Below are 24,286 nucleotides of genomic sequence, written 5' to 3'. Positions count from 1 at the left end.
AACCAGACAGGGGTACACCATGAAGACTATCCTCCTCGCGCTTGCCGCTTCGGCCGCCGCCATCGTTGGCGTCGCGGCACCCGCCGCTGCCCAGGACAAGACGAAGGTCTGCTTCGTCCATGTCGGCTCGAAGACCGACGGCGGCTGGACCCAGGCGCACGATATCGGCCGCCAGCAGCTGCAGGAGCATTTCGGCGACAAGATCGAAACGCCTTACCTCGAAAACGTTCCGGAAGGCCCGGATGCCGAGCGCGCCATCGAGCGCATGGCCCGTTCCGGCTGCGCCCTGGTCTTCACGACCTCCTTCGGCTTCATGGATGCGACCCTCAAGGTTGCCGAGAAGTTTCCGGACGTGAAGTTCGAGCATGCAACCGGCTACAAGACGGCAGACAATGTCGCGACCTACAATTCGCGCTTCTATGAAGGCCGCTTCATCAACGGTCAGATCGCCGGCAAGATGTCGAAGACCGGCGTTGCCGGTTACATCGCCTCCTTCCCGATCCCGGAAGTCGTCGCCGGCATCAACGCCTTCCTGCACGGCGCCCGCACGGTGAACCCCGAGTTCAAGCTGAAGGTCATCTGGGTCAACACCTGGTTCGACCCGGGCAAGGAAGCCGATGCCGCCAAGGCTCTGTTCGACCAGGGCGTTGACGTTCTGACCCAGCATACCGACACCACGGCTCCGATGCAGGTTGCCGAAGAGCGTGGCCTCAAGGCTTTCGGTCAGGCCTCCGACATGATCGCCGCCGGCCCGACTGCGCAGCTGAGCGCCATCGTCGACACCTGGGCGCCTTACTACATCAAGCGCACCCAGGCTGTGATCGACGGCACCTGGACTTCCGCCCAGACCTTCGACGGTCTTGTCGACGGCATTCTGTCGATGGCGCCCTACACCAACATGCCCGACGACGTGAAGGCCATGGCGATGGACACCGAAGCCAAGATCAAGTCCGGTGAACTCAAGCCCTTCACCGGCCCGATCAACAAGCAGGACGGTTCGGCCTGGTTGGCGGAAGGTGAGTCGGCTGATGACGGCACCATTCTCGGCATGAACTTCTACATCGAAGGTGTGGACGACAAGCTGCCGCAGTAAACTGCGAAGAACGCAAATGGAGAGAGCGCCTTAGGGCGCTCTCTCTTGTTTAGAGTTCCGAAAATTGCAGGAATACTCAGATAGCGCCTTCACCCGCATTTGCCTTTCGTATAACAAACCCAGCAGTAAGTCAGGGTGTGAGGCAGGATGCGGAAGGAAGATGTTCGGGAACTGAAGGTCGTTTCCAATCTTCGGACGAGCCACGCGAAGGTGGTCGAGCAACTCGGCCTTGCGATCGTCGGGGGGCGATTTGGCATAGGCGAAGCCTTGCCTGGGGATGCTGAACTGGAAGCCCAGTTCGATGTGTCGCGGTCCGTGCTTCGCGAGGCGATGAAGACCCTGACCGCCAAGGGTCTGGTGGTTGCCAAATCGCGTGTCGGCACACGGGTGACCGACCGCTGTCACTGGAACCTCGTCGATGAAGACGTGCTGCGATGGCATTTCCGAACCGGCGTCACCCACGAATTTATCGATCATCTCTATGATGTCCGCCTGGTGCTGGAGCCGGCATCGGCTGCCTTTGCGGCGCTGCGCGCTTCGCCCGAGGACTGTGCCGAATTGCGTCACTACGCCATGCAGCTTGGTTCCAACGAGCTCGACTGGCCAAGTCAGGTTGAGGCGGATCTGCGCTTCCATGTCCTTCTGACCGTCGTCGGGGCTAACCCATTTCTCGAAAGCATGGTGGGTTTCATCAAGGCCTCACTCGATGGTGCCTTCACCATGGCGTTCGATCCGCAGCTCGCTGGTCGCGGGGAGGCTATCACGGAGCTGCATCTGGCGATCGTTGATGCGATCGAGCAGCGTGATCCCGAGGCTGCGAAATCGGCCACCGAACGGGCGATCGAGCAGGGGCGTGCCGCAGCGTTGAAGGCGGTCGACAGTTCCCAGAAGCGCGGCTAGTTCTCGCAACACTTGCGGGCAGCACCCGCTGGTATTAGTGAGAAGCGCCATTCTCAGCTCGGAGCCATCCATGAACCGCACCTGTCTCGCCGTCGTCCTCGCTGCTGGTGACAGCACCCGCATGAAGTCGTCGATGTCGAAGGTGCTGCATCCGGTGGGTGGGCGTCCGATGATTGCCCATGTCATGGCATCGATTGCCGCCTCCGGCGTCTCGGAGTTCTCGCTGGTTCTCGGTCGCGATGCAGAAAAGGTTGAGAAAGCCGCGTCGATCGAGGGGCTTGCAGTCGAAGGCGTGTTGCAGACCGAGCGCCTTGGCACGGGGCATGCCGTTCTGATGGCCAAGGAGGCGATTGCCCGCGGTTATGACGAAATTCTCGTTGCCTATGGCGATGTTCCGCTGATCACTGCCGCACCGCTGAAAGCTGCGCGCGACGCACTCGCTAGCGGTGCTGACGTGGCCGTCATCGGTTTTCATACGGCCAATCCGACCGGCTATGGCCGCTTGCTGGTCGAAGATGGCGAGCTGGTCGCCATCCGCGAGGAAAAGGATGCGACCGAGGCCGAACGTGCCGTCACCTGGTGCAACAGCGGACTGATGGCGATCGATGGTAAGAAGGCGCTCGATCTGCTCTCCCGGATCGGCAACCAGAACGCCAAGGGTGAATACTACCTGACCGATCTCGTCGAGATCGCGCGGTCGCTTGGCGGCAAGGCAGTTGCTGTCGACGCGCCGGAAAGTGAACTCACCGGCTGCAACAATCGCGCCGAACTCGCTGTCATCGAGCGTCTCTGGCAGGAGCGCCGCCGTCATGAACTGATGGTTTCGGGCGTGACGATGATCGCACCGGAAACGGTGTTTGTGAGCCACGACACTGTCATCGGCCAGGATGCGCTGATCGAGCCCAATGTCGTCTTCGGGCCCGGCGTCACCGTTGAGGGCGGCGCTGTCATCCATGCCTTCTCGCATCTCGAAGGCGCCCACGTTTCCGCCGGTGCGACCGTCGGGCCCTTTGCTCGCCTGCGTCCCGGTGCAAATCTCGCCGAAGGTTCCAAGGTCGGCAATTTCTGCGAAGTGAAGAAGGCCGAGATCGGCCGTGGCGCCAAGGTCAATCACCTGACCTATATCGGCGACGCTGTCGTTGGCGCCGAGACCAATATCGGTGCCGGCACCATCACCTGCAATTATGACGGCGTGAACAAGCACGAGACGCATATCGGTGCCGGGGCCTTTATCGGCTCGAATTCGTCCCTCGTCGCCCCGGTGAAGATCGGCGATGGCGCGCTCATCGCGTCCGGCAGCGTCATCACCGAGGACGTGCCCGCCGATGCACTCGCCTTCGGCCGTGCTCGCCAGGAGGTGAAGCCGGGCCGCGCTGCTGTGATCCGCGAACGTAACCTCGCAATCAAGGCTGCGAAGAAGGCCGGCAAGTAATACGACCAGTTCAGACTTCACCGCTTGTTATGCTGCGTTGCATTACGAGACGAAACGCAATTTGACCTCACGCACAATTGCCTATTGCGATGAAACCGCTAGGAAAAGCCGCGTGGTTGATACGAAACGGAGAATTTCATGTGCGGCATCGTCGGCATCGTCGGTAACAAGCCCGTGGCGGAGCGTCTGGTGGATGCCCTGAAGCGGCTCGAATATCGCGGCTATGATTCCGCCGGTGTTGCCACCATCAACGACGGCAAGCTCGATCGCCGCCGCGCTGAAGGCAAGCTCTTCAATCTCGAGACGAAGCTTGCCGGCGATCCGCTTCCCGGATCCATCGGCATTGCTCACACCCGCTGGGCAACCCATGGCGTGCCGAACGAAACCAACGCCCATCCGCATTTCGTCGAAGGCGTCGCCGTCGTTCATAACGGCATCATCGAGAATTTTTCCGAGATCAAGGAAGAACTGGCGGCCGAAGGCGCCACCTTCACCACGCAGACTGATACGGAAGTCGTCGCGCAGTTGCTCGCCAAGTATCGCCGGCAGGGTCTCGGTCGCCGCGAGGCCATGCACGAGATGCTGCGCCATGTGACCGGCGCCTATGCGCTCGCCGTCATCTTTGAGGACGATCCGTCGACGATCATGGCGGCACGCTCCGGTCCGCCGCTTGCGATCGGTTTCGGCGACGGAGAGATGTTCCTTGGGTCCGATGCGATTGCGCTCTCGCCCTTCACCAACCGCATCGCCTATCTGCATGACGGCGACTGGGCGGTCATCGGCAAGCAGGACGCCCATATCTTCGACATCGACGGCAATCCGGTCGATCGTCCGGTGCAGATCTCCTCGGCCTCCGCCTACATGATCGACAAGGGCAATCATCGCCACTTCATGGAGAAGGAGATCTACGAACAGCCGGAGGTGATTTCTCACGCCCTGTCGCATTACGTCGACTTCGCCAATCACACTGTTCGGGACGCGGCAAACGAGATCGATTTCGCCAATCTGCGTGGCCTTGCCATCTCCGCCTGCGGCACCGCCTATCTTGCTGGCCTCGTCGGCAAATACTGGTTCGAGCGTTATGCCCGCCTGCCGGTCGAAATCGATGTCGCCTCGGAATTCCGCTACCGCGAAATGCCGCTGTCGAAGGATCAGGCGGCCCTTTTCATCTCGCAGTCCGGTGAAACGGCCGACACGCTCGCCTCGCTGCGCTACTGCCGTGACAACGGGCTGAAGATCGGCGCCGTGGTCAACGTCAAGGAATCGACGATCGCCCGCGAATCGGATGCCGTCTTCCCGATCCTCGCCGGCCCGGAAATCGGGGTCGCGTCGACCAAGGCCTTCACCTGCCAGCTGGCAGTCCTTGCCTCGCTGGCGCTCGCTGCCGGCCGTGCCCGTGGCACGATTGATCAGACAGAAGAAAAGCAGCTGGTGAAGAGCCTGGCTGAAATGCCGCGCATCATGAGCCAGGTGCTGAATGCGGTGCAGCCACAGATCGAGGCCCTGTCGCGCGACCTCTCGAAGTTCAAGGATGTGCTCTATCTCGGACGTGGCACCAGCTATCCGCTGGCGCTCGAAGGCGCACTGAAGCTCAAGGAAATCTCCTATATCCACGCCGAAGGTTATGCCGCCGGCGAGCTGAAGCATGGCCCGATCGCCCTGATCGACGAGAATATGCCTGTGATCGTCATTGCACCTTTCGACCGTTTCTTCGAGAAGACCGTGTCGAACATGCAGGAAGTGGCAGCCCGCGGCGGCAAGATCATCTTCATCACCGACGAGAAGGGCGCTGCCGCCTCGAAGCTTGAGACCATGGCCACCATTGTGCTGCCCGTGGTCGCCGAGATCGTCTCGCCAATGATCTACTCGATCCCGATCCAGCTGCTCGCCTATCACACGGCGGTCTTCATGGGCACCGACGTCGACCAGCCGCGCAATCTCGCCAAGTCCGTCACGGTCGAGTGATCCCGGATCGGGGCAGTCCGCTGCCCCAATTCTTGCTCTTGCGCCATAGGTGTCACTCCGGCATTGTCCGCAGCGTTACGGCACTGCACAATGACGGTGGGCATGACCGAAGGTTCTGACAGGATTTCGATGGCGACGCGGCTCAGGAACAACTTCCTGACCGGTCTGATTATCTGCGCGCCGATGGCGATCACCATCTACCTGACCTGGACCTTCATCCACTGGGCAGACAGCTGGGTGAAACCCTATCTGCCGGATCGCTATAACCCTGAGGCCTATCTGAAATTTGCCGTTCCCGGCACCGGGCTTCTCATCGCCATTCTCTTCATCACGCTTGTCGGTTTCCTCGGGCGAAACCTGATCGGTCGCTCGATCGTCTCCTACAGCGAAAATATCCTCAACCGGATGCCGCTGGTGCGCACCGTCTACAAAAGCACCAAGCAGATCTTCGAGACCGTGCTGAAGGAGCAGGGCAACTCTTTCAAGAAGGTCGGCCTGATCGAATTTCCGCGCGCGGGGACCTGGGCGTTGGTCTTCGTCTCGACGGACGCGAAGGGCGAGATTGCTGCGAAGCTCAATCAGGACGGCGAGGAGATGGTGGCGGTCTTCCTCGCGCCGACCCCGGTGCCAACCGCCGGCTTTCTGATGTTCGTGCCGCGCAGCAAGCTGATGCTGCTCGACATGAGCCCGGAAGAGGGGGTGAAGCTCTTGATCTCGGCCGGTCTTGTCACGCCGGAGTATAAGCCGACCGTCGCGGACGCCATGGCGGCGTTTCAGGATCTCGCGGCTGACGATCCGGTCGAGCCGCCCAAGCGTGCCGGCCGTTCCTAAATACGTCTTTCCTCACCCCGCATGCAGGAAGCGGATCGCTTCGTCTCGGCGGTGGAGATACAGCAGTGTTCTGACAGCTTCTCCCCGCTCCGAAGTGAGTTCCGGGTCTCGATCCAGCAGATAGGCAGCATCCTTGCGGGCGATCTCCAGCAGGTCGCCATGATGTTCGAGGCTGGCAATCTTGAAGCCTGGCGTGCCCGACTGGCGGGTCCCCAAAAGCTCGCCTTCACCGCGCAGCTTCAGGTCCTCTTCGGCAATCAGGAAGCCATCCTCCGAATCGCGCAGGATCGACAACCGCGCCTTGCCGGTTTCCCCGAGCGGGCCCTTGTAGAGCAGGATGCAGCTCGACGCCTCATCGCCGCGGCCCACGCGACCGCGCAGCTGATGCAGCTGGGCAAGGCCAAAGCGCTCGGCATGTTCGATGACCATGATCGTCGCATCGGGCACATCGACACCGACCTCGACCACTGTGGTGGCCACCAGCAGCCGCGTCTCGCCGTTTTTGAAGGCAAGCATGGCAGCGTCCTTCTCCGGCCCCGCCATGCGCCCATGCACCAGCCCGATCGGCGCCTTGATAAACTGCGCCAGCACCGCTTGCCGCTCCTCGGCCGACATCAGCTCGCTTTCTTCGGTTTCCTCGACCAGCGGGCAGATCCAGTAGGCCTTCTTGCCTTCCGCGATTGCCGCCCGCAGACGCTCGATGACATCGGGTACGCGCTCGGTCGGTACTGTCACCGTCTGGATCGGCTTGCGGCCAGCGGGCTTTTCCGTGAGCTTGGAGACGTCCATGTCGCCGAAGGCGGCGAGCACCAGCGTGCGCGGGATGGGTGTTGCAGTCATGACCAGCATATGCGGCGAGATACCCTTGGAGGTCAGTCGCAGACGCTGATGCACGCCGAAGCGATGTTGTTCGTCGACCACGGCGAGTGTCAGGTTCTTGTAGACAACGGCGTCCTGGAAGAGCGCATGGGTTCCGATAACGATCTGTGCTTCGCCGGATGCAATCCGCTCCAGGATCGCCTCGCGCTCCTTGCCCTTGGTGCGGCCGGTCAGCACCTCGATCCGGAGGCCAGCCGGCGCGCCGAGCTTGGCAAGGGTCGCATGATGCTGGCGCGCCAGGATTTCCGTCGGTGCCATCAGCACGGCTTGTCCGCCGGCCTCGACGGCGGCTGCCATCGCGAACAACGCCACAAGCGTCTTGCCGGCGCCGACGTCGCCTTGCACCAGGCGCAGCATACGCTGGTCGGAGGCCATGTCCTTCAAGATATCGTCGATCGCCGCCAGCTGGCTGTTGGTCGGCGTGAAGGGCAGGGTGGCGCGGATCTTGTCGCTGATCTCGCCCGTCGGCTTGATCGGCGTGCCCGGCACCCGGCGCAGCTTCTGCCGCACCAAGGCGAGCGACACCTGGCCGGCGAGGAATTCATCATAGGCGAGCCTGCGTCTGGCCGGCGCTTGCGGGTCGATGTCCTTCTCGTCGCGCGGATTGTGGAGCGCAACCAGGCTCTCGCGCACGCTGGCGAAACCCTGTTTCGTCACAAGCGGCGCATCCGCCCATTCCGGCATATCCGGCATGCGCTCGACAGCCGCCTCCACGGCCTTGCGCAGCACCTTGGGGCCGAGCCCTGCGGTCAGCGGATAGACCGGCTCGACCAGTGGCAGGTTTTCGGCCTCGCTTGCCTTCACCATCAGGTCGGGATGGACCATGGAGGCGCGGCCATTGAACCAGTCGACTTTCCCTGAGACCATGACGATCTCGTCGATCGGCAGTGCCTTTTCCAGCCAGTTGCCCTTGACCCGGAAGAAGGTGAGCGCCAGTTCCCCCGTCTCGTCATGCAGCATCACGCGGTAGGGCAGGTTGCTCTTGCCCGGCGGCGGCGGCATGTGGCGGTCGACCCGGCCGGTGATCGTTACCAGCGAGCCTTGTTGTGCATAGGCGATGCCCGGCTGGTGGCGTCGGTCGATCAGACGGTGTGGGGCGAGGAAGAGCAGGTCGACGACCCGCGTATCCTCGGCATCCTCGCGCCCGAGCAGCGTGGCGAGAAGTTGGGCGAGCTTGGGGCCCACTCCGCTGAGCGAGGCGACGGAGGCGAACAGGGGATCGAGAAGATGGGGACGCATGATCAGGGCAAAATGCCTCGTTATTTGCCCCTTTGGCAAGCTGACATTTGTCGGACGCTGCTCTATAGAAGCGCAAGAATTGGAAGGATGCCAAGATGACTGGACTGGTGAAAAGCAGTGCCGACCTCGATCCGCGCCGTCGGCGCATCCTGTTCCGCTGCTGGCATCGCGGCATCCGGGAAATGGACCTGATGCTCGGCCAGTTCTGCGAAGCCCATATCAGCGAGCTCTCAGACGAGGAGCTCGACGAGCTGGAGCGCATCATGGTCGAGGAAGACAATGACCTCGTCCGCTACATCACCGGGGCCGAGCCCGTGCCGGCCCATCTCCAGACACCACTCTTCGAACGCATTGCCGCCCTGCGCCCGGATTTCTCACCGGTCACGGGCGATGAATACGCTGCAAAGTAACTGATATGCCTCTGATCGATGTGAAGCGGATTGTCGGCGCACAATCCGCGCTGACGCTTTCCCATGTGCCCGACGGCATGGATGCCTTCATCCTCGCCGAACTGGCGCGTGAGGGGAAACCTGTCGCCTATGTGGTATCCGACGGGCAGCGGCTGCAGAATCTCGAGCAGACACTGAGCTTTGCAGCGCCCGACATTCCGGTCTTAAGCCTGCCGGCCTGGGACTGCCTTCCTTACGACCGCGTCTCGCCGTCCGCAGATGTTTCGGCCCGGAGATTGGCGGCACTGTCGGGTCTGATTGCGCTTTATCTCAATCCGCATCCTGCCATCGTGCTGGTGACGGTCAATGCCATGCTGCAGAAGGTGGCACCAGCTGATGTGATCGACAGCCTCGGCTTTTCGGCCAAGCCCGGCAATCAGGTGCGCATGGATGACATTGCCGCACGTCTGGAGCGCAACGGTTTCGACCGGGTTGCGACTGTGCGGGAGGTCGGTGAATTCGCCGTGCGCGGCGGCATTCTCGATGTCTTCGTGCCCGGTGCGGAAGAGCCCGTGCGTCTCGACTTCTTTGGCGATACGCTCGAAAGCATCCGCTCCTTCGATCCGGCAAGCCAGCGCACGATCGCCCAGGTCCGTTCGCTTGATCTCAACCCGATGAGCGAGGTGACACTGACGCCGGAGAGCATCAGCCGGTTTCGCAAGAGCTATCTCTCGCTCTTCGGCGCCGCCACCCGCGACGACGCGCTCTATGCGGCGGTCTCGGAGGGGCGCCGCTATGCCGGCATGGAGCACTGGTTGCCCATGTTCTACGACAAGCTGGAGACGACCTTCGATTATCTGCGCGGCTTCCGTATGGTCACCGACCATACCGTGCGTGAGGCAGCCGAAGAGCGCGCCAAGCTGATCCGCGACTACTACGAGGCGCGCCTTAACTCGGCGACGCCCGGCAAGGGCCATCTCGCCCAAGGCACGCCGTACAAGCCGGTTCCGCCGGAGCGGCTCTATCTCGGTGCCAGCGAGTTCGGCGCCAACCTCGACGCTTTCGACCCGATCCGGATCACCCCCTTTGCCGAACACGGGGGTGAAAGCCGTGTTGTCATCGAGGTGGATGCCCGGCCGACGCCGCGCTGGGCAAAGAGTGCCAACGAAGCCAGCGAAGACGGCAATCGCGCCAATGTCTTTGGCCAGGCGGTCACCTATATCGCCGACAAGCGCGCTGCTGGCGCCAAGGTCGTCGTCTCCGGCTGGTCGGAAGGTTCGCTCGATCGCCTGCTGCAGGTGCTCAATGAGCACGGCCTGGAGCGGCTTGTGCCGGTCGCGGCCCTCAAGGATGTCGACAAGCTGAAGAAGGGCGAGGCGGGCACCGCCGTCCTCAGCCTCGAAGGCGGCTTCGAGACCAACGGGTTCGTCATCATCGGCGAACAGGACATTCTCGGCGACCGCATGGTCCGCCGCTCCAAGCGCCGCAAGCGCGCCGCCGATTTCATCTCTGAAGTTGCGGGCATCGATGAAGGTTCGATCGTCGTTCACGCCGAACATGGCATCGGCCGTTTCGTCGGTTTGCGCACCATAGAGGCCGCCGGCGCCCCGCATGCCTGCCTCGAACTGCAATATGCCGATGAGGCCAAGCTCTTCCTGCCGGTCGAAAACATCGATCTGCTCTCCCGCTATGGCGGCGAGGCGACGGAAGTGCAACTCGACAAGCTGGGCGGTGGCGCCTGGCAGATGCGCAAGGCGAAGCTCAAGAAGCGCCTGCTCGACATGGCAGGCGCCTTGATACGCATTGCCGCCGAACGCATGACACGGACGGCTCCGGTATTGACCACACAGGAAGGTCTCTACGACGAGTTCGCCGCCCGTTTCCCCTATGACGAGACGGAAGATCAGGAGACCGCGATTGAATCCGTCCGCTCGGACCTCGGCGCCGGCCGTCCCATGGACCGCCTCGTCTGCGGCGATGTCGGATTCGGCAAGACGGAAGTGGCGCTTCGTGCCGCCTTCATCGCCGCGATGAACGGTATTCAGGTCGCTGTCGTCGTGCCGACCACGCTACTGGCCCGCCAGCATTTCAAGACTTTTTCCGAACGTTTCCGGGGGCTGCCGATCCGCGTCCAGCAGGCCTCGCGTCTTGTCGGCACGAAGGAACTGAACCTCGTCAAAAAGGAAGTGGCCGAAGGCAAGACCGATATCGTCGTCGGCACCCATGCGCTGCTCGGCTCTGGCGTCAATTTCGCCAATCTCGGGCTTCTCATCATCGATGAGGAGCAGCATTTCGGCGTTAAGCACAAGGAGCGCCTGAAGGAGCTCAAGTCGGACGTTCACGTCCTGACCCTTTCCGCCACGCCCATCCCGCGGACGCTGCAGCTTGCCATGACCGGGGTGCGCGAACTCTCGCTGATCACCACGCCGCCGGTCGACCGCATGGCAGTGCGCACCTTCATTTCGCCCTTCGATCCGCTCGTCATCCGCGAGACGCTGATGCGCGAGCATTATCGTGGCGGACAAAGCTTTTATGTCTGCCCGCGCCTTGCCGATCTCGCGGATGTGAAAAGTTTCCTCGACGAGAACGTGCCGGAACTGAAGGTGGCGATCGCCCATGGCCAGATGGCTGCCGGCGAGCTCGAAGACATCATGAACGCCTTCTACGAGGGCCGCTATGACGTGCTGCTCTCGACGACCATTGTCGAATCCGGCCTCGATGTGCCGACAGCCAACACGCTGATCGTCCACCGTGCCGACATGTTTGGCCTCGCCCAGCTCTACCAGATCCGTGGCCGTGTCGGTCGCTCCAAGGTCCGCGCCTTCGCGCTCCTGACGCTCCCGGTCAACAAGGTGCTGACGGCGGGTGCCGAACGGCGCCTGAAGGTCCTGCAGTCGCTCGACACGCTCGGCGCCGGCTTCCAGCTTGCCAGCCACGACCTCGATATCCGTGGCGCCGGCAATCTGCTCGGCGAGGAACAGTCCGGCCATATCAAGGAAGTCGGCTTTGAGCTCTACCAGCAGATGCTGGAAGAGGCGGTCGCCGAGGTGAAGGGTGTCGATGAAGTGGTCGATACCGGCTGGTCGCCGCAGATCCAGGTCGGCACCTCGGTCATGATCCCGGAAAACTACGTGCCGGATCTGCATCTGCGCATGGCACTCTATCGCCGCCTCGGCGAGCTCGACGACCTCAGAGAGATCGACGGATTCGGCGCCGAATTGATCGACCGCTTCGGTCCCATGCCGATCGAGGTCCAGCACCTGTTGAAAGTCGTCTACATCAAGGCGCTGTGCCGTACGGCCAATGTCGAAAAGCTGGAAGCAGGCCCCAAGGGCGTCGTCGTCCAGTTCCGCGGCAAGCAGTTCCCGAACCCGGCGGCGCTGGTCGGCTATATCGCCAAGCAGGGCAGCATGGCCAAGATCAGGGCAGACCACTCGGTGTTCCTCACCCGCGACCTCCCGACGCCGGAAAAGCGGCTTTCGGGGGCCGCGGTGGTGATGACGCAACTGGCGGAACTGGCGAAAGCTGTTTGAGACGAGGGAGGGGCCATAGCATCTATCAGGCCACTCGACTGCTGATGACCGAACGACATGCGGCAATTCATGCGGGGCAACCTAAACGTTGGCCAACATATCATCTCCGTCGCTGTCGAACGACGCAGACCACTAGGACGATCGCGAATAGCACGACAATGGCTACCGTGCCGTTTGCCTCCGCCTGAAGGCCCCAGAGATTAAGCTTAAGTATGTCAGGAGATTGCATAGGCGCACCTTTCACCAAAATGAATCGGTGCTGCCTGCTGCCGCATTAGAGCGCGAATAGTGGGAAAAGCAAACGCGAAGGCCTCTCAATCAACGTAATTCGGATCAGCCGCCGAAAGGGCCTTCGCTAGCTTGGGATAACCGGGGTAACTATCATCTTCGAGTCTTAGTACAAAATTCGCGGCAATACGGGGTATACTGCCAATATTCGCTCAGTTTGTATCGATTTAAACGGTTGTTCTATCTGAAAGCATTGCTGCTCGCAGGTGATTGAACAGTGCGATTGCATCAGAATGGGCGCATTTAAACGAAAGCGTTGCAATAGCTCGAAAACGATGTAGCAGCCGAAAACGGCACTGATTCTCTCGGGGATCAGTCTTCAGGCCTGATCGCCAGTGCCGCATCCGTCTTGCCGGCCACCGGTGGCGGAAGCGGCGTGTCGCGTTTGCGCTCGCGGATCAGCGTCAGGAGCCCTGACCCTACGATCAGCACGATTCCGATGCCCATCGGCCAGTCGACCTTGTCGCCGAAGACGAGATAGCCCAGCAGGATGGCCCAGAGCATCTGGCTGTACTGGATCGGCCCGACGATTGGGGCAGGGGCATAAAACGACGCCAGCATCATGAAGATATTGCCGACGGCGGCGAGCAGGCCGAAGGCGGCAAGAAGCATCAGGTCGTAGCTGTCGGGCGCCTGGAAGTCCGGCAGCGAGAAGGCCGCGCAGATGATGACGCTGCCGAGCAGACCCGCACCATAGAGCGAGATGTTCTTCTCCTGCGGGCCCATGGCGCGGAAGATGATGATCGTGACGGCGCCGGCAAAGCCTGAGATCAGTGCTGCGAGGTGCCCGATTTCCAAATCGCGAAAGCCCGGACGCAAGACCACCAGCACGCCGAGGAAGCCGATCAGGACGGCTGCCCAGCGCTTCATGCCCACCTCTTCCTTGAGGAAGATCACCGACATGATCGTTGCAAAGCTCGGCAGGAGGAAGATCAGGCAGAAGGCCTCGGCCATGGAAAGCTGCGTGAAGGCAATGATACTGCCGACGGTGCCCACGGCAGAACAGACGAAACGCAGGCCCCAGAGAGGCCAGTTCGTGCTGCGCACCAGATCCGTATAACGATCACCGCGCTTCATCAGGAAGGGGATTGCCAGGAAGCCGAAGAGGCTGCCGATGAAGCCGGCCTCGAAGGCAGGCACGCGGCCTTCCACCATTTTCACGGCAGCATCACTGAAGGAATAGGCGGCAAAGCAGATGAAGGCGAAGATGACGCCTTTGAAAGTGGTGTCGGCGGACAAGGTGATGATCCCGGGGAGGAGGTTACCTCACCGGGATACGAGTGTTCGTTACAACCGTCAATTCAGATCGCGCAGCGCCTCGGCCTTCGCCTTGGCGATTTCGCGCAAGGCATTGGCAAGTTCCGCCGGCGGCTGGGCACCGCTGACGGCATATTGCTGGTCGAAGATGAAGAAGGGCACGCCGTTCACGCCCATTTGCTTGGCGGCTTCCACCTCTGAGAGCACATGGTTCACATCGGCATCGCCTGCCAGCAGCGATTCGATCACCGGACGCGACAGCCCGGCTTCGGTCGCGATGTCGAGCAGCGCGGCGGTGTCGCCGATATTGCGGCCCTGTTCGAAATTCGCCTTGAACAGGAGATCGACCACGCGGGCCTGGGTCTCCCGGCTTTCCTGGCCGGCCCAATGGATCAGCCGATGCGCATCGAGCGTGTTCGGGCCGACCTTGATGGCTTCGAAATCAAAGGCAATGCCGACCTCGGCGCCGAGCGACTTCAAATGCGCATGCGCCTGCTCCATCTTGTCCTTGCCGCCCAGCTTCTTCGCCAGTTCGATCTGCTGGTCGACACCTTCAGGCGGATAGTCGGGGTTGAGCTGGTAGGGCCGCCAGTTGATGTCGACGCTGACTTCGTCCTGCACTTCGGCGATCGCAAGCTCAAGCCGCGCCTTGCCAAGATAACACCAGGGGCAGACCACGTCGGATACGAGGTCGATGGTGATGCGGTCCATGGTGTCATCCTTTTCTGGCATTCGTGTCGATCGTCCTTAAAGCAAAGCAGGCCGGAGACAAGCTCCGGCCCGGAAACACAGCGTCAAACGCTTGGGGGTTATTGCATCCGTGCGTCGAACCATGTGGAGCGCTGGTAGCCATAGAGTGGGGCTGCGTCGGGTCGTCCGATATGCTTCCAGCGGGCGACCCACTGCTCGCCGATATGATAGAGCGGCACAACATAATGGCCGGCAACCAGGAGCCGGTCATAAGCGCGCACGGCTGCCTGGAAATCGGCCGGGTCGCGGGCCTGCAGCAATGCCTCGATCATGCGGTCGATGTCGGGGTCGGCCACGCCAGCATAGTTGAAGCTGCCCTGGGCATCTTTCGCTTCGGATGCCCAACGATTGACCTGCTCAGCGCCGGGCGAGAGCGACGAGGTGTAAGCCTTGATGATCATGTCATAGTCGAAGCTGTTGGAGCGCGCCTGATACTGCGCGTCATCGACGGTGCGGATCGCCATGTCGATGCCGATCATTTTCAGCGTCCGCTGAAACGCGATGGCCATCTTCTCCTGACCTTCGTTCTGGGTCATCACCTCGAAGGCGAGCGGCTTGCCGGCGGCATCGATCATCTTGCCGCCCTGGATCTTGTAGCCCGCTTCCTGGAAGAGCCTGACGGCCGTGCCGAGCGCCTTGCGATCACCGCCGGATCCGTCCGTGGCCGATTGGCTGTAGGTGCCAGCGAGGATCTCCGGCGACAGTTTCTCTTTCGCAGACCCGAGCAGCGCCAGCTCCCTCTCGTCTGCGGCATTGCCGAAGGCGCCGAGTGCCGAATTCTGCCAATAGCTTTGCGTGCGGGTGAAGGCGTTGCCGAAGAGGGTCTTGTTCATCGCTTCGAAGTCGAAGGCGGTGCTGATGGCCTCCCGGACCTTGACGTCCGCAAAGATCGGGCGTCGCGTGTTGAAGACGAAGCCCAGCATGCCGGAGGGGAGCCCAGGCTTGAAGGCTTCCTTCACGACATCGCCATTCTGCGCGGCCGGGAAATTGTAGGCCCGCTGCCAATGGTTCGAATCGCCATCCGGATAGATGTCGATCTCGCCCTTCTTGAAGGCTTCGAACAGCGTTGCCTCTTGGAGGAAATAGGTGACGCTGATTTCGTCGTAATTGTCGAAGCCGACCTTCGACGGAATGTCCTTGCCCCAATAATCGGGATCACGCGCCCAGGTGACCTTCTCGCCGGGTTTCAGCTCCTTGATCCTGTAGGGGCCCGAACCGATCGGGATGTTGAGCCCGCCCTGATCGAAGGTTTCCGGATCGATCGCGTGTTTCGGCAGGATCGGGGTCGAGTTGGCGAAGATCAGCGGTGTCTCGCGGTTGGCCTTCTCGTTGAAGGTGAACTTGATGCCGTGCTCGCCGACCTTCTCCATGCTGGCGACTGCATTGAGCCGGCCGTTGAAGGGCGGGCGTCCCTTGTCGCGCAAAAGCTCGAAGGTGAAGATCACATCTTCGGGAGTGACCGGCTTGCCGTCATGCCAGCGCGCTTTGGGGTTGAGATTGAACTGCACATAGGTCCGGTCCGCATCCCATTCGACGGTTTCGGCAAGCAGGCCGTAGAGCGTGAAGGGTTCATCGGCAGACCGGGACATCAGCGGCTCGTAGAGCAGATTGCCGAATTCCGGATCCCAGACGCCGCGCGCCGTGGTGCGCATGCCCTTGAGGACAAAGGGGTTCAGCGCGTCATAGGTGCCGACCACACCGTAATTGACCTTGCCACCCTTTTTCACCTCCGGATTCACGTAGCGAAAATGCGTGTAGTCTGCGGAGAGGGCAGGCTCTCCATGCATGGCAATGCCGTGCATGGGTTCTGCCGCAGCGACAGAGGCGAAGGGCAGCAGAAGCAGAGTAAACAAGAGACGGCGCAAGGCGGCGATCCTCCTCGAATTAGAATCTCGAACGTGCCGGGACGCTAGCACACTCACCATAAAACCAACACAAGCGGGTGAGAATGAGGAGATGTGAGTCGATCCGGCGTCAAAGAAACGCTGGATATTCTGGCCGCCGCGATGTAACAGGTGAGCCAGATCGCAGGGTCATGTATTTGCCTCATTTGAACGACAGGTGGGGGCTGACAAGACCGGTGAATGACGCGGCAAAAAAGTCTGCGCGACAGGGGTTTTCAGGAGACGGAATACGTATGATGTTCAAACTTAGCAACGCAACGCGGACGGCTGTGTCTGCAATCGCACTGTCCTTTGCGGCAACCGCCATGCCGGTCGTCGCCCAGGCACAGGAAGCCGCCGCGCCTTCCGAGGCGAAGTGGTTCAAGACCTGCGCCAAGCAGGAAGAGTCCGACGTCTGCGTCGTCCAGAACCAGCTCGTCGCCGCAAACGGTCAGCTGATCACCGCGGTCGGCCTGATCACGGTCGAAGGCAAGGTCAACCGCAAGCTGCTACAGGTCACGGTTCCCTCGGCCCGCCTCATCCCGCCGGGCGTGATGATGCAGATCGATGGCGCTAAGGGCACCAAGCTCGACTATGCCGTCTGCCTGCCGGACCGCTGCACCGCCGAAATCCCGCTGACGGACGCGATCATCGCGAGCCTGAAGAAGGGCAACGAGGTCGTCTTCACCTCGATCAACTTCCGCCGCGCGCCGAACCCGATCAAGATCCCGCTGACCGGCTTCACCGGCGCCTTCGATGGCGAAGCGATGTCGCAGTCGCAGGCCGAAGAGCGCCAGCGCATGCTGCAGGAAGCCATGCAGAAGAAGCAGGAAGAGCGTAACAAGGCGATCACCGACGCCCAGAACGCTGCCAAGCAGGGCAACTGATCCCCCGCGATCAGCTCTAGATACAAGAAGCCCGCGTCATCAGACGCGGGCTTCTTTGCATTGAGGTATCAGGTGGCTTAGTGGGCGAAGTTCATCTTCGGCTTATAGCGGCCCGTCTGCTGCGGTTCGAAGATCTGCTGGATCTGCGGATTACGCAGGGGCTCCTGGCTCTGATCCCGCTCCAAATTCTGCTCGGAGACATAAGCGACGTATTCCGTTTCGGAATTCTCCGCGAGCAGATGGTAGAAGGGCTGGTCCTTGTGGGGCCGGACCTCGGCGGGGATTGCATTCCACCACTCCTCGGAATTGGCAAACTCCGGATCAACATCGAAGATCACGCCGCGGAACGGAAAGAACTTGTGCCGTACGACGTCCCCGATACCAAATTTAGCGCTTCGTTGTTTCATGGTTTGACTTCCTTTCCCTGTCATATTTGGGAAGAAAGCCCGGCAAAATCAAGGGATGGTGTGTGACAGTGTGGCCAACTGCCAGACCTAGGCCGTTTTTCGGCCCGGTGCTGTTGCAAGGACGAGCCCGCCGGTGACCAGAACTATGCCGATGGCGTGATAGTGCTCGAAACGTTCGCCGAGGAAGACGACCGCCATCAAGATCGACATCGGCGGCATGAGGTAGAGGGTCATTCCGGCGATCCCGGGCCCGAAGACCTGGACGGCGTGCTGGAAGCAGTAGAAGGCGGCAAGGGACGCAAAGAGGATGATCCCGGCGAGCTTGGCGAATTCCATCCAAGTATCGGGCAGGGGGGCTCCCGAGGCCATTTCGATCAGTCCCGGCGGGATGAGAACGACCGCGCCCGACAAAGCCAGCAAGGCGAACAGAGGCAGCGGCGGCATCGCGCGGACGGAAGGGCGCCGCAGCAAGAGGGAGTAGGCGGCAAAGGCAATTGCAGCCACGAGAATTGCGAGATCACCGATGTTGAAGGTGAGTTCAAGAAGCGCTTCGGGATGCCCCTTCAGGACGATTGCGACGACGCCGCCGAAAGCGATGATCATGCCGAGAAGTTCGCGACCGGTGATGGCGCGCTTCTGAAACAGCCACTGGAACAGGATGATGAAGAGCGACGAGGTCGTGTAGATCAGCGTCGCGTTCGATGCGGTGGTGAGGGTCAGCGCCCAGTAGACCACGCCGCCGCAAATGCCCATGCCGAGAATGCCAAGCGTCAGCCAGAGGGCGGTGTGTTGCCGGACGAAGGCAAGGCAGGCCTGGCGCTCGCGCCAGATGAAGGGCGACATCAGGAGCGCGGCTCCGACCCACCGCAACAGCGCAGTCGTGAATGGCCCGACCTCGCCTGATATCCCTCGACCGAAGATCAGGTTCGAGGAAAAGAACAAGGGCGCCAGCAAGAACAGCAGCCAGTCGTAAAGGCGCGGATCGGTGGTCTGGTGTGGAGCGGGCATGGGGATCGCTATCGGCGGAGGGAAAGGACTGTCCAAGTGCTAACGTGCGGCCATCCTGGGCGAAAGCGGCATTTCTTCGAAATGGTACCGAGACAAACGAAAAACGCCGGCGGATCTCTCCGCCGGCGCTTCTGGTCGGCAAAACCTGATGATCAGGCCGAGTAGTACATGTCGTATTCGACCGGATGCGGGGTCATTTCAAAGCGCATGACTTCCTGCATCTTCAATTCGATGAAGGAATCGATCTGATCGTCGTCGAACACGCCGCCAGCGGTCAGGAACTTACGATCCTTGTCGAGGCTTTCAAGCGCTTCACGCAAGCTGGCGCAGACCGTCGGGATCTTCTTCAGCTCCTTCGGCGGCAGGTCGTAGAGATCCTTGTCCATGGCCTTGCCCGGATGGATCTTGTTCTTGATGCCGTCGAGGCCGGCCATCAGCATGGCAGCGAAGGCGAGGTAGGGGTTCGCCATCGGATCCGGGAAGCGGACTTCGACGCGCTTGGCCTTCGGGTTGGTGCCGAAGGGAATACGGCAGGACGCTGAGCGGTTGCGGGCCGAATAGGCCAGCAGGACCGGGGCTTCGTAACCCGGGACCAGACGCTTGTAGGAGTTGGTCGACGGATTGGTGAAGGCATTGAGTGCCTTGGCATGCTTGATGATGCCGCCGATGTAGTAGAGGCAGCTCTCGGACAGGCCGGCATATTCGTCGCCGGCGAAGGTCGGCTTGCCGTCCTTCCAGATCGACTGGTGCACGTGCATGCCCGAGCCGTTGTCGCCGAAGATCGGCTTCGGCATGAAGGTCGCGGTCTTACCATAGGCATTGGCGACCTGGTGCACGACATACTTGTAGATCTGCATCTTGTCGGCGTTGCGCACCAGGGTGTCGAACTTGATGCCGAGTTCGTGCTGAGCAGCTGCCACTTCGTGGTGGTGCTTTTCGACGACGACGCCCATTTCGCCGAGGACCGTCAGCATTTCGGAGCGCATGTCCTGCAGGCTGTCGATCGGCGGAACCGGGAAGTAGCCGCCCTTGACGCGCGGACGGTGGCCGAGGTTGCCGGTTTCATATTCGGTGTCGTCGTTCGACGGGAGCTCGGTCGAATCGAGCTTGAAGCCGGTGTTGTAGGGGTCGGCCTTGTACTTCACGTCGTCGAAGACGAAGAATTCCGCTTCCGGACCGACGAACACGGTGTCACCGATGCCCGATGCCTTGAGATAGGCTTCGGCCTTCTTGGCGGTGCCGCGCGGGTCACGGTTATAGGCTTCGCCCGAAACCGGATCGAGGATGTCGCAAAGGATGACCATCGTCGACTGTGCGAAGAAAGGGTCCATGTGGACGGTTGCCGGATCCGGCATCAGCACCATGTCGGACTCGTTGATGGCCTTCCAGCCGGCAATCGAGGAACCGTCGAACATGACGCCATCGGCGAACATGTCTTCGTCGACGCAGGCAATGTCCATCGTGACGTGCTGCAGCTTGCCCTTCGGATCGGTAAAGCGCAGGTCGACGAACTTGATGTCGTTGTCCTTGATCTGTTTCAGGATATCGTTTGCGGTCGTCATATTCTTATGTTCCTCGCGTGAGCTGACGATTTAAACCCAACCTCCCTTGGTGTCGGGTCCGATTAGATGGCGTCGATACCGGTTTCGCCGGTTCGAATGCGGACGACTTCTTCGACGTTCGAAACGAAGATTTTGCCGTCGCCGATGCGGCCCGTCTGGGCTGCATTGCGGATGGCGTCGATGACGGCCTCCACGTTTTCGTCGGCCAGTACAACTTCGACCTTCACCTTGGGCAGGAAGTCCACGACATATTCGGCGCCGCGATAGAGCTCGGTATGGCCCTTCTGGCGACCGAAACCCTTGGCTTCCGTCACGGTGATACCCTGCAAGCCGACTTCCTGAAGGGCTTCCTTCACTTCGTCGAGCTTGAAAGGCTTGATGATCGCTTCGATCTTTTTCATGAGAAAATTTCTCTCCGCTTCCTCAGTAAAGCAGGATGAGCCCCGCCCGCCGGGCTGGATGCAGGGAATGTGCCAGTTTTTCGCGAAAATCGCGCGAAAACCGACGCCTCCTCCGTCCGACAGGGCAAATCTCCTGCAAAATGACCGGAAAAGCCAGCCCGTTTCCTACAAAATATCGATTTTCGCCAATCTTTTTTCGGGCGCAGCGAAATCACTAAGCCGCTGGCCTCCTTGCGCAATTTGTTATGCGCAAGCCTTCAAAATAGGCATTTGCATAGAAAGACATCAATCTTCTCTGCCTAAAATCGTGCAGCGTTGCGCAAGGCGTGGATTGTGCTCTAACCTTGACCCATGACCCGCCCCAGCACCCAGCTCCACCCCGAGATCCTCTTGCCACCGGATGCCATGGCCCGCGTCGACGCGGCGGCCGCAAACTCGGGGATCGATAGCTTCGGGTTGATGTTGCGTGCGGGTGAGGCGGTCGCGGCAGCGGCACTTCGCCACTTTCCCGGGGCTCTTCGTTTCGTGATCCTGTGCGGGCCAGGGAACAATGGCGGCGACGGATATGTCGCGGCGTCAGCCTTGGCACGGGCAGGCGCCGAGGTCTGCGTCTACAGTCTGGTGGAGACGGCGGCGCTCAAGGGAGATGCCGCGCGCGCCCAGGCCGCTTGCAAACTTCCGGTGATGGCGATCGAGCGGTTCGAACCGAAAGCGGGCGAGGTGATCATCGATGCGCTGTTCGGTGCAGGACTGGCGCGTGAACTTCCTGCTACCGTGCAGGCACTCATCCGCACGATCGGCGAGGCGGGGCTGCCGGTGCTGGCCGTTGACCTTCCCTCCGGTATCGATGGGGCAACGGGAGAGAGCAGGGGCGAAGCCTTCGAGGCAAGTCACACTGTGACTTTCATGACCAGGAAGCCCGGTCATGTGCTGCTGCCCGGACGACTTCATTGCGGGAGCCTCGAGGTTTTCGACATCGGTATTCCCCGGAGGATCGTCGGGGCTGAAGCTCGTTCGCTCTGGATCAACGGTCCTGCGATCTGGGCGGGGCATGCTCGACACAGTTCGGCGCATGACCACAAATACCGCCGTGGCCATGTGACTGTGTTTTCCGGTCCGCAGACGGCGACGGGGGCAGGGCGCCTTTCTGCGGAGGCTGCTTTGCGGGCTGGAGCTGGACTGGTGACGCTCGCATCCCCATCGGAGGCGCTCTCGACCAATGCCGCCCACTTGACGGCGGTCATGCTGAGCGCGATCGACGATGCGGGCGATTTTTCGGAATGGGTGGCCGACACGCGCCGCACCACGTTCGTGCTTGGCCCGGGTTTCGGTGATCGGCAGCGTGCCCGCGCGTTTGCGGAGATGATCGGCGAGGCCGGACGCAAGCTTGTCCTCGATGCCGACGGAATTACTGCTTTTGTGGGTGCTGCCGAACGGTTGAACGCCATCTTCGGTTCCGATGAGCCGCGGCTGGTGGTCACGCCGCATGAGGGCGAGTTTTCACGTCTTTTTCCGGAGATTGCAGCGGACCGCAGCCTGGGCAAGGTGGAAAAGGCACTCGCGGCGGCGAGGGCACTAGGCGGCATAGTCATCTACAAGGGAGCGGATACCGTGATTGCCGCACCGGACGGGCGCGCGGCCCTCGAGGAAAAGGCGCCAGCGACTCTGGCAACGGCAGGATCGGGTGACGTGCTTGCCGGCATCATTGGTGCGAGGCTGGCTAATGGGATGCCGGCTTTCGAGGCGGCCTGTGCCGCTGTCTACCAGCACGGTCAGGCAGCGCTCCGTGCCGGTCGCACGCTAACGGCCGAAGACCTGATCATCCATATCCAGCCTGACTAGGCGTTAAGGACCCCCACCTCAGCGTTCAGAGCTCGGCCGGCTGCATGAGTCGGTTGCGCCGCAACATGCCTTCGCCCTCGAGAAGAGGATAGGCGATCGAGACGAAGAGGGAATTGATCTCCTTCAGATCGCGCATGGTGTCGATATGCAGCGAGCTCGATTCGAAACTTGCGGCATTGCCCTGACGCAGGCGCTGCAGATGACTCTCCTCGCTGATCTTCACCAGATTGCGGATCGCTTCCTTACGGGCGACAAGCTGGCGCGCATGCTCGAGATCGCGGGTGACGAGCAGGTTGAAGGCGAGATGGGCGTTCTGCACCACCTCGTTGTGCATGGCGCAGAGCTCTGCCCAGCCCTCGGCCGAGAAAGCGACGTTTCGCTCCTTCTTCTTGCGGGCGCGGGTCAGCATGTTCTGCGAGATGATGTCGGCTGCCTGCTCGATCTTGATCGTCGCGCCCAGGAGGTTCTGGCATTGCGCGGCCGAGGTCTGGTCGAGGGCCGTTGCGGAAATGCGGGCGAGGTAGAACTTGATGTCGCGATGGATCGTGTCGATCTGGTCGTCGAGCGTTTCAATCCGCTCCATCTTCTTTGGATCCCAATGCTCGAAGAGATCGAAGATACCGTCCAGCATGACTTCGGTCTTGTCGCAGACGGCCAGAACTTCGCGGGTCGCATTGGAGATCGCCTGCTGCGGATTGCCGAGATCCATAACGTTCAGGGCCGAAAGGCGATCGTCATTGGCCGGGCGCTCTTCGCTGCGGGCGAGCATGCGCTCCAGAAGGCGTGCCACGAGGCCGGCAAAGGGCAGGCCAAGGACCAGAACAGCGCCGTTCATCGCCAGATGCACCATGACGACGGCATCTCCGGGAAGGGCGGCAAAGACCGTCGGGCTGATCGCAAACACAAACTGGGCCGCGAGCGCGGTCAAAGTCATCATCCCGCGGATCACGACATTGCCGAGCGGCACGATCCTGGCATTCGGCGCGGCATTCTTGGTCAGCAGTGCCGCGATAATGGCGGCGCCGAAATTGATGCCGAGCACCAGCGGAATGATCAGCGCATCCGGCAACAAATGCTGGTCAGCGAGCGAGGCGACCAGAAGGACGGCGGCGACGCTGGAATGAAAGGCCCAAGCGAGCAGTGCCGCGAGCGCAAAGGCACTGATCCAGTCGCTGGCGAGATAGTTGAAAAGAACGGGCAGGATCCGGCTCTCGCGCAGTGGTTCCGACGCCTCGCTGATCAGTCTGAGGGACAGGAGCAGCAGGCCGAGACCGAACAGGATGCGGCCGATCTGTCGCCAGCCGCGCGCCTCGGATGTCCGGAAGGCGACGGTGCCCGCGAGAAGCAGAACGGGAACAAGCAGTGAGAGATCGTAGCGCAGAATGCGCACGACAAAGGCCGAGCCGAAGTCGGCACCAAGCAGGGTCGCGACACCCATGGCCGGCAAAACATAACCCGCCGCCGAAAAGGACGAGACGATCAATGCGACGGCCGTTGCGCTTTGCAGCGCCACGGCAAAGAGAAAGCCCGCGAAGGCAGCCGAAAAGCGGTTGCCGACGGCATGCCGGAGCTTGTCCTTCAACACGCCGCCATAGGCGCGCTCGATCCCGGTGCGCACCATGCGGGTCGCCCAGAGAAGCAACGCAACGGCGCCGGCGAGATGAATGAAGACGGCAATGCCCGACATGAATGTGCCCCGAAAATTCGCAATGATGGACGTGCACGTCCAAAACGGGAAGC

The 24,286-nt window shown here is 61.3% G+C and carries 18 protein-coding genes; 9 read left to right on the top strand and 9 right to left on the bottom strand.

Features of this window, described 5'->3' with window-relative positions; all coding sequences use genetic code 11:
- The first annotated feature begins 19 nt into the window (after positions 1–19).
- From ACQKP1_RS10390 to ACQKP1_RS10370, 5 genes are all read left to right on the top strand, one after another.
- On the top strand, positions 20–1,093 hold the full coding sequence (locus ACQKP1_RS10390; protein WP_427275158.1) for a BMP family ABC transporter substrate-binding protein: 1,074 nt from the start codon (positions 20–22) through the stop codon (positions 1,091–1,093).
- A 147-nt stretch (positions 1,094–1,240) separates the two neighbouring features.
- Positions 1,241–1,993 (top strand): FadR/GntR family transcriptional regulator, encoded by a 753-nt coding sequence (locus ACQKP1_RS10385; protein WP_427275157.1) that lies wholly within the window; start codon positions 1,241–1,243, stop codon positions 1,991–1,993.
- A 70-nt stretch (positions 1,994–2,063) separates the two neighbouring features.
- Positions 2,064–3,425, top strand: coding sequence for a bifunctional UDP-N-acetylglucosamine diphosphorylase/glucosamine-1-phosphate N-acetyltransferase GlmU (gene glmU, locus ACQKP1_RS10380; RefSeq protein ID WP_427275156.1), 1,362 nt, complete (start codon positions 2,064–2,066; stop codon positions 3,423–3,425).
- A gap of 138 nt (positions 3,426–3,563) precedes the next feature.
- Positions 3,564–5,390, top strand: a complete 1,827-nt coding sequence (gene glmS, locus ACQKP1_RS10375) for a glutamine--fructose-6-phosphate transaminase (isomerizing) (RefSeq protein WP_427275155.1) — start codon at positions 3,564–3,566, stop codon at positions 5,388–5,390.
- A 102-nt stretch (positions 5,391–5,492) separates the two neighbouring features.
- Positions 5,493–6,221, top strand: coding sequence for a DUF502 domain-containing protein (locus tag ACQKP1_RS10370; protein ID WP_427275154.1), 729 nt, complete (start codon positions 5,493–5,495; stop codon positions 6,219–6,221).
- Positions 6,222–6,233: 12 nt separating this feature from the next.
- Here ACQKP1_RS10370 and recG read toward each other — a convergent pair whose 3' ends face one another.
- Complete coding sequence (gene recG / locus ACQKP1_RS10365; protein WP_427275153.1) at positions 6,234–8,339, bottom strand: ATP-dependent DNA helicase RecG; 2,106 nt, start codon at positions 8,337–8,339, stop codon at positions 6,234–6,236.
- Positions 8,340–8,434: 95 nt separating this feature from the next.
- Between recG and ACQKP1_RS10360 the strand changes: the two genes are divergently transcribed.
- A complete protein-coding gene (locus ACQKP1_RS10360; RefSeq protein WP_006727727.1) occupies positions 8,435–8,749 on the top strand; it encodes a succinate dehydrogenase assembly factor 2 in 315 nt (104 codons plus the stop codon).
- Between the two features lie 5 nt (positions 8,750–8,754).
- Positions 8,755–12,261, top strand: coding sequence for a transcription-repair coupling factor (gene mfd, locus ACQKP1_RS10355; protein ID WP_427275152.1), 3,507 nt, complete (start codon positions 8,755–8,757; stop codon positions 12,259–12,261).
- A gap of 600 nt (positions 12,262–12,861) precedes the next feature.
- Here mfd and ACQKP1_RS10350 read toward each other — a convergent pair.
- The 3 genes from ACQKP1_RS10350 to ACQKP1_RS10340 all read right to left on the bottom strand — a co-directional run bounded on the left by ACQKP1_RS10350 (position 12,862) and on the right by ACQKP1_RS10340 (position 16,481).
- The gene (locus ACQKP1_RS10350; RefSeq protein ID WP_427275151.1) at positions 12,862–13,788 is read right to left on the bottom strand and encodes a DMT family transporter; all 927 of its coding nucleotides are present in this window, start codon (positions 13,786–13,788) and stop codon (positions 12,862–12,864) included.
- A gap of 57 nt (positions 13,789–13,845) precedes the next feature.
- On the bottom strand, positions 13,846–14,517 hold the full coding sequence (locus ACQKP1_RS10345; protein WP_427275150.1) for a DsbA family oxidoreductase: 672 nt from the start codon (positions 14,515–14,517) through the stop codon (positions 13,846–13,848).
- A 98-nt stretch (positions 14,518–14,615) separates the two neighbouring features.
- Positions 14,616–16,481: an extracellular solute-binding protein gene (locus ACQKP1_RS10340; RefSeq protein ID WP_427275149.1), complete on the bottom strand. Its 1,866-nt coding sequence runs from the start codon at positions 16,479–16,481 to the stop codon at positions 14,616–14,618.
- A gap of 212 nt (positions 16,482–16,693) precedes the next feature.
- Between ACQKP1_RS10340 and ACQKP1_RS10335 the strand changes: the two genes are divergently transcribed.
- Positions 16,694–17,326 carry an invasion associated locus B family protein gene (locus ACQKP1_RS10335; protein WP_006727721.1) on the top strand — a complete coding sequence of 211 codons (633 nt, stop codon included), beginning with the start codon at positions 16,694–16,696 and terminating at the stop codon, positions 17,324–17,326.
- 77 nt (positions 17,327–17,403) lie between these two features.
- On the opposite strand, the gene hspQ is transcribed toward ACQKP1_RS10335, so the two are convergent.
- The 4 genes from hspQ to ACQKP1_RS10315 all read right to left on the bottom strand — a co-directional run bounded on the left by hspQ (position 17,404) and on the right by ACQKP1_RS10315 (position 20,704).
- The gene (hspQ, locus tag ACQKP1_RS10330) at positions 17,404–17,733 is read right to left on the bottom strand and encodes a heat shock protein HspQ (protein WP_006727720.1); all 330 of its coding nucleotides are present in this window, start codon (positions 17,731–17,733) and stop codon (positions 17,404–17,406) included.
- A gap of 87 nt (positions 17,734–17,820) precedes the next feature.
- A complete protein-coding gene (locus tag ACQKP1_RS10325) occupies positions 17,821–18,741 on the bottom strand; it encodes a DMT family transporter (protein ID WP_427275148.1) in 921 nt (306 codons plus the stop codon).
- A 152-nt stretch (positions 18,742–18,893) separates the two neighbouring features.
- A complete protein-coding gene (glnA, locus tag ACQKP1_RS10320) occupies positions 18,894–20,303 on the bottom strand; it encodes a type I glutamate--ammonia ligase (RefSeq protein WP_006727718.1) in 1,410 nt (469 codons plus the stop codon).
- Between the two features lie 62 nt (positions 20,304–20,365).
- Positions 20,366–20,704, bottom strand: coding sequence for a P-II family nitrogen regulator (locus ACQKP1_RS10315; RefSeq protein ID WP_006727717.1), 339 nt, complete (start codon positions 20,702–20,704; stop codon positions 20,366–20,368).
- A 351-nt stretch (positions 20,705–21,055) separates the two neighbouring features.
- Between ACQKP1_RS10315 and ACQKP1_RS10310 the strand changes: the two genes are divergently transcribed.
- Positions 21,056–22,546, top strand: a complete 1,491-nt coding sequence (locus ACQKP1_RS10310; protein WP_427275147.1) for an NAD(P)H-hydrate dehydratase — start codon at positions 21,056–21,058, stop codon at positions 22,544–22,546.
- A 25-nt stretch (positions 22,547–22,571) separates the two neighbouring features.
- On the opposite strand, the gene ACQKP1_RS10305 is transcribed toward ACQKP1_RS10310, so the two are convergent.
- Positions 22,572–24,233 (bottom strand): Na/Pi cotransporter family protein, encoded by a 1,662-nt coding sequence (locus ACQKP1_RS10305; RefSeq protein ID WP_427275146.1) that lies wholly within the window; start codon positions 24,231–24,233, stop codon positions 22,572–22,574.
- Positions 24,234–24,286: the final 53 nt, after the last annotated feature.

It is taken from the genome of Allorhizobium sp. NPDC080224, from assembly GCF_050281005.1.
Classification (GTDB): Bacteria; Pseudomonadota; Alphaproteobacteria; order Rhizobiales; family Rhizobiaceae; genus Allorhizobium.
This window is presented reverse-complemented; position numbering and strand designations above follow the sequence as displayed.

What these genes read in the sequence shown, in the direction of transcription:
- ACQKP1_RS10390 (WP_427275158.1), top strand. Translation starts at nt 20, where the DNA reads ATGAAGACTATCCTCCTCGCGCTTGCCGCTTCGGCCGCCGCCATCGTT.
- ACQKP1_RS10385 (WP_427275157.1), top strand. Translation starts at nt 1,241, where the DNA reads ATGCGGAAGGAAGATGTTCGGGAACTGAAGGTCGTTTCCAATCTTCGG.
- glmU (WP_427275156.1), top strand. Translation starts at nt 2,064, where the DNA reads ATGAACCGCACCTGTCTCGCCGTCGTCCTCGCTGCTGGTGACAGCACC.
- glmS (WP_427275155.1), top strand. Translation starts at nt 3,564, where the DNA reads ATGTGCGGCATCGTCGGCATCGTCGGTAACAAGCCCGTGGCGGAGCGT.
- ACQKP1_RS10370 (WP_427275154.1), top strand. Translation starts at nt 5,493, where the DNA reads ATGACCGAAGGTTCTGACAGGATTTCGATGGCGACGCGGCTCAGGAAC.
- recG (WP_427275153.1), bottom strand. Translation starts at nt 8,339, where the DNA reads ATGCGTCCCCATCTTCTCGATCCCCTGTTCGCCTCCGTCGCCTCGCTC.
- ACQKP1_RS10360 (WP_006727727.1), top strand. Translation starts at nt 8,435, where the DNA reads ATGACTGGACTGGTGAAAAGCAGTGCCGACCTCGATCCGCGCCGTCGG.
- mfd (WP_427275152.1), top strand. Translation starts at nt 8,755, where the DNA reads ATGCCTCTGATCGATGTGAAGCGGATTGTCGGCGCACAATCCGCGCTG.
- ACQKP1_RS10345 (WP_427275150.1), bottom strand. Translation starts at nt 14,517, where the DNA reads ATGGACCGCATCACCATCGACCTCGTATCCGACGTGGTCTGCCCCTGG.
- ACQKP1_RS10340 (WP_427275149.1), bottom strand. Translation starts at nt 16,481, where the DNA reads ATGGTGAGTGTGCTAGCGTCCCGGCACGTTCGAGATTCTAATTCGAGG.
- ACQKP1_RS10335 (WP_006727721.1), top strand. Translation starts at nt 16,694, where the DNA reads ATGATGTTCAAACTTAGCAACGCAACGCGGACGGCTGTGTCTGCAATC.
- hspQ (WP_006727720.1), bottom strand. Translation starts at nt 17,733, where the DNA reads ATGAAACAACGAAGCGCTAAATTTGGTATCGGGGACGTCGTACGGCAC.
- ACQKP1_RS10325 (WP_427275148.1), bottom strand. Translation starts at nt 18,741, where the DNA reads ATGCCCGCTCCACACCAGACCACCGATCCGCGCCTTTACGACTGGCTG.
- glnA (WP_006727718.1), bottom strand. Translation starts at nt 20,303, where the DNA reads ATGACGACCGCAAACGATATCCTGAAACAGATCAAGGACAACGACATC.
- ACQKP1_RS10315 (WP_006727717.1), bottom strand. Translation starts at nt 20,704, where the DNA reads ATGAAAAAGATCGAAGCGATCATCAAGCCTTTCAAGCTCGACGAAGTG.
- ACQKP1_RS10310 (WP_427275147.1), top strand. Translation starts at nt 21,056, where the DNA reads ATGACCCGCCCCAGCACCCAGCTCCACCCCGAGATCCTCTTGCCACCG.
- ACQKP1_RS10305 (WP_427275146.1), bottom strand. Translation starts at nt 24,233, where the DNA reads ATGTCGGGCATTGCCGTCTTCATTCATCTCGCCGGCGCCGTTGCGTTG.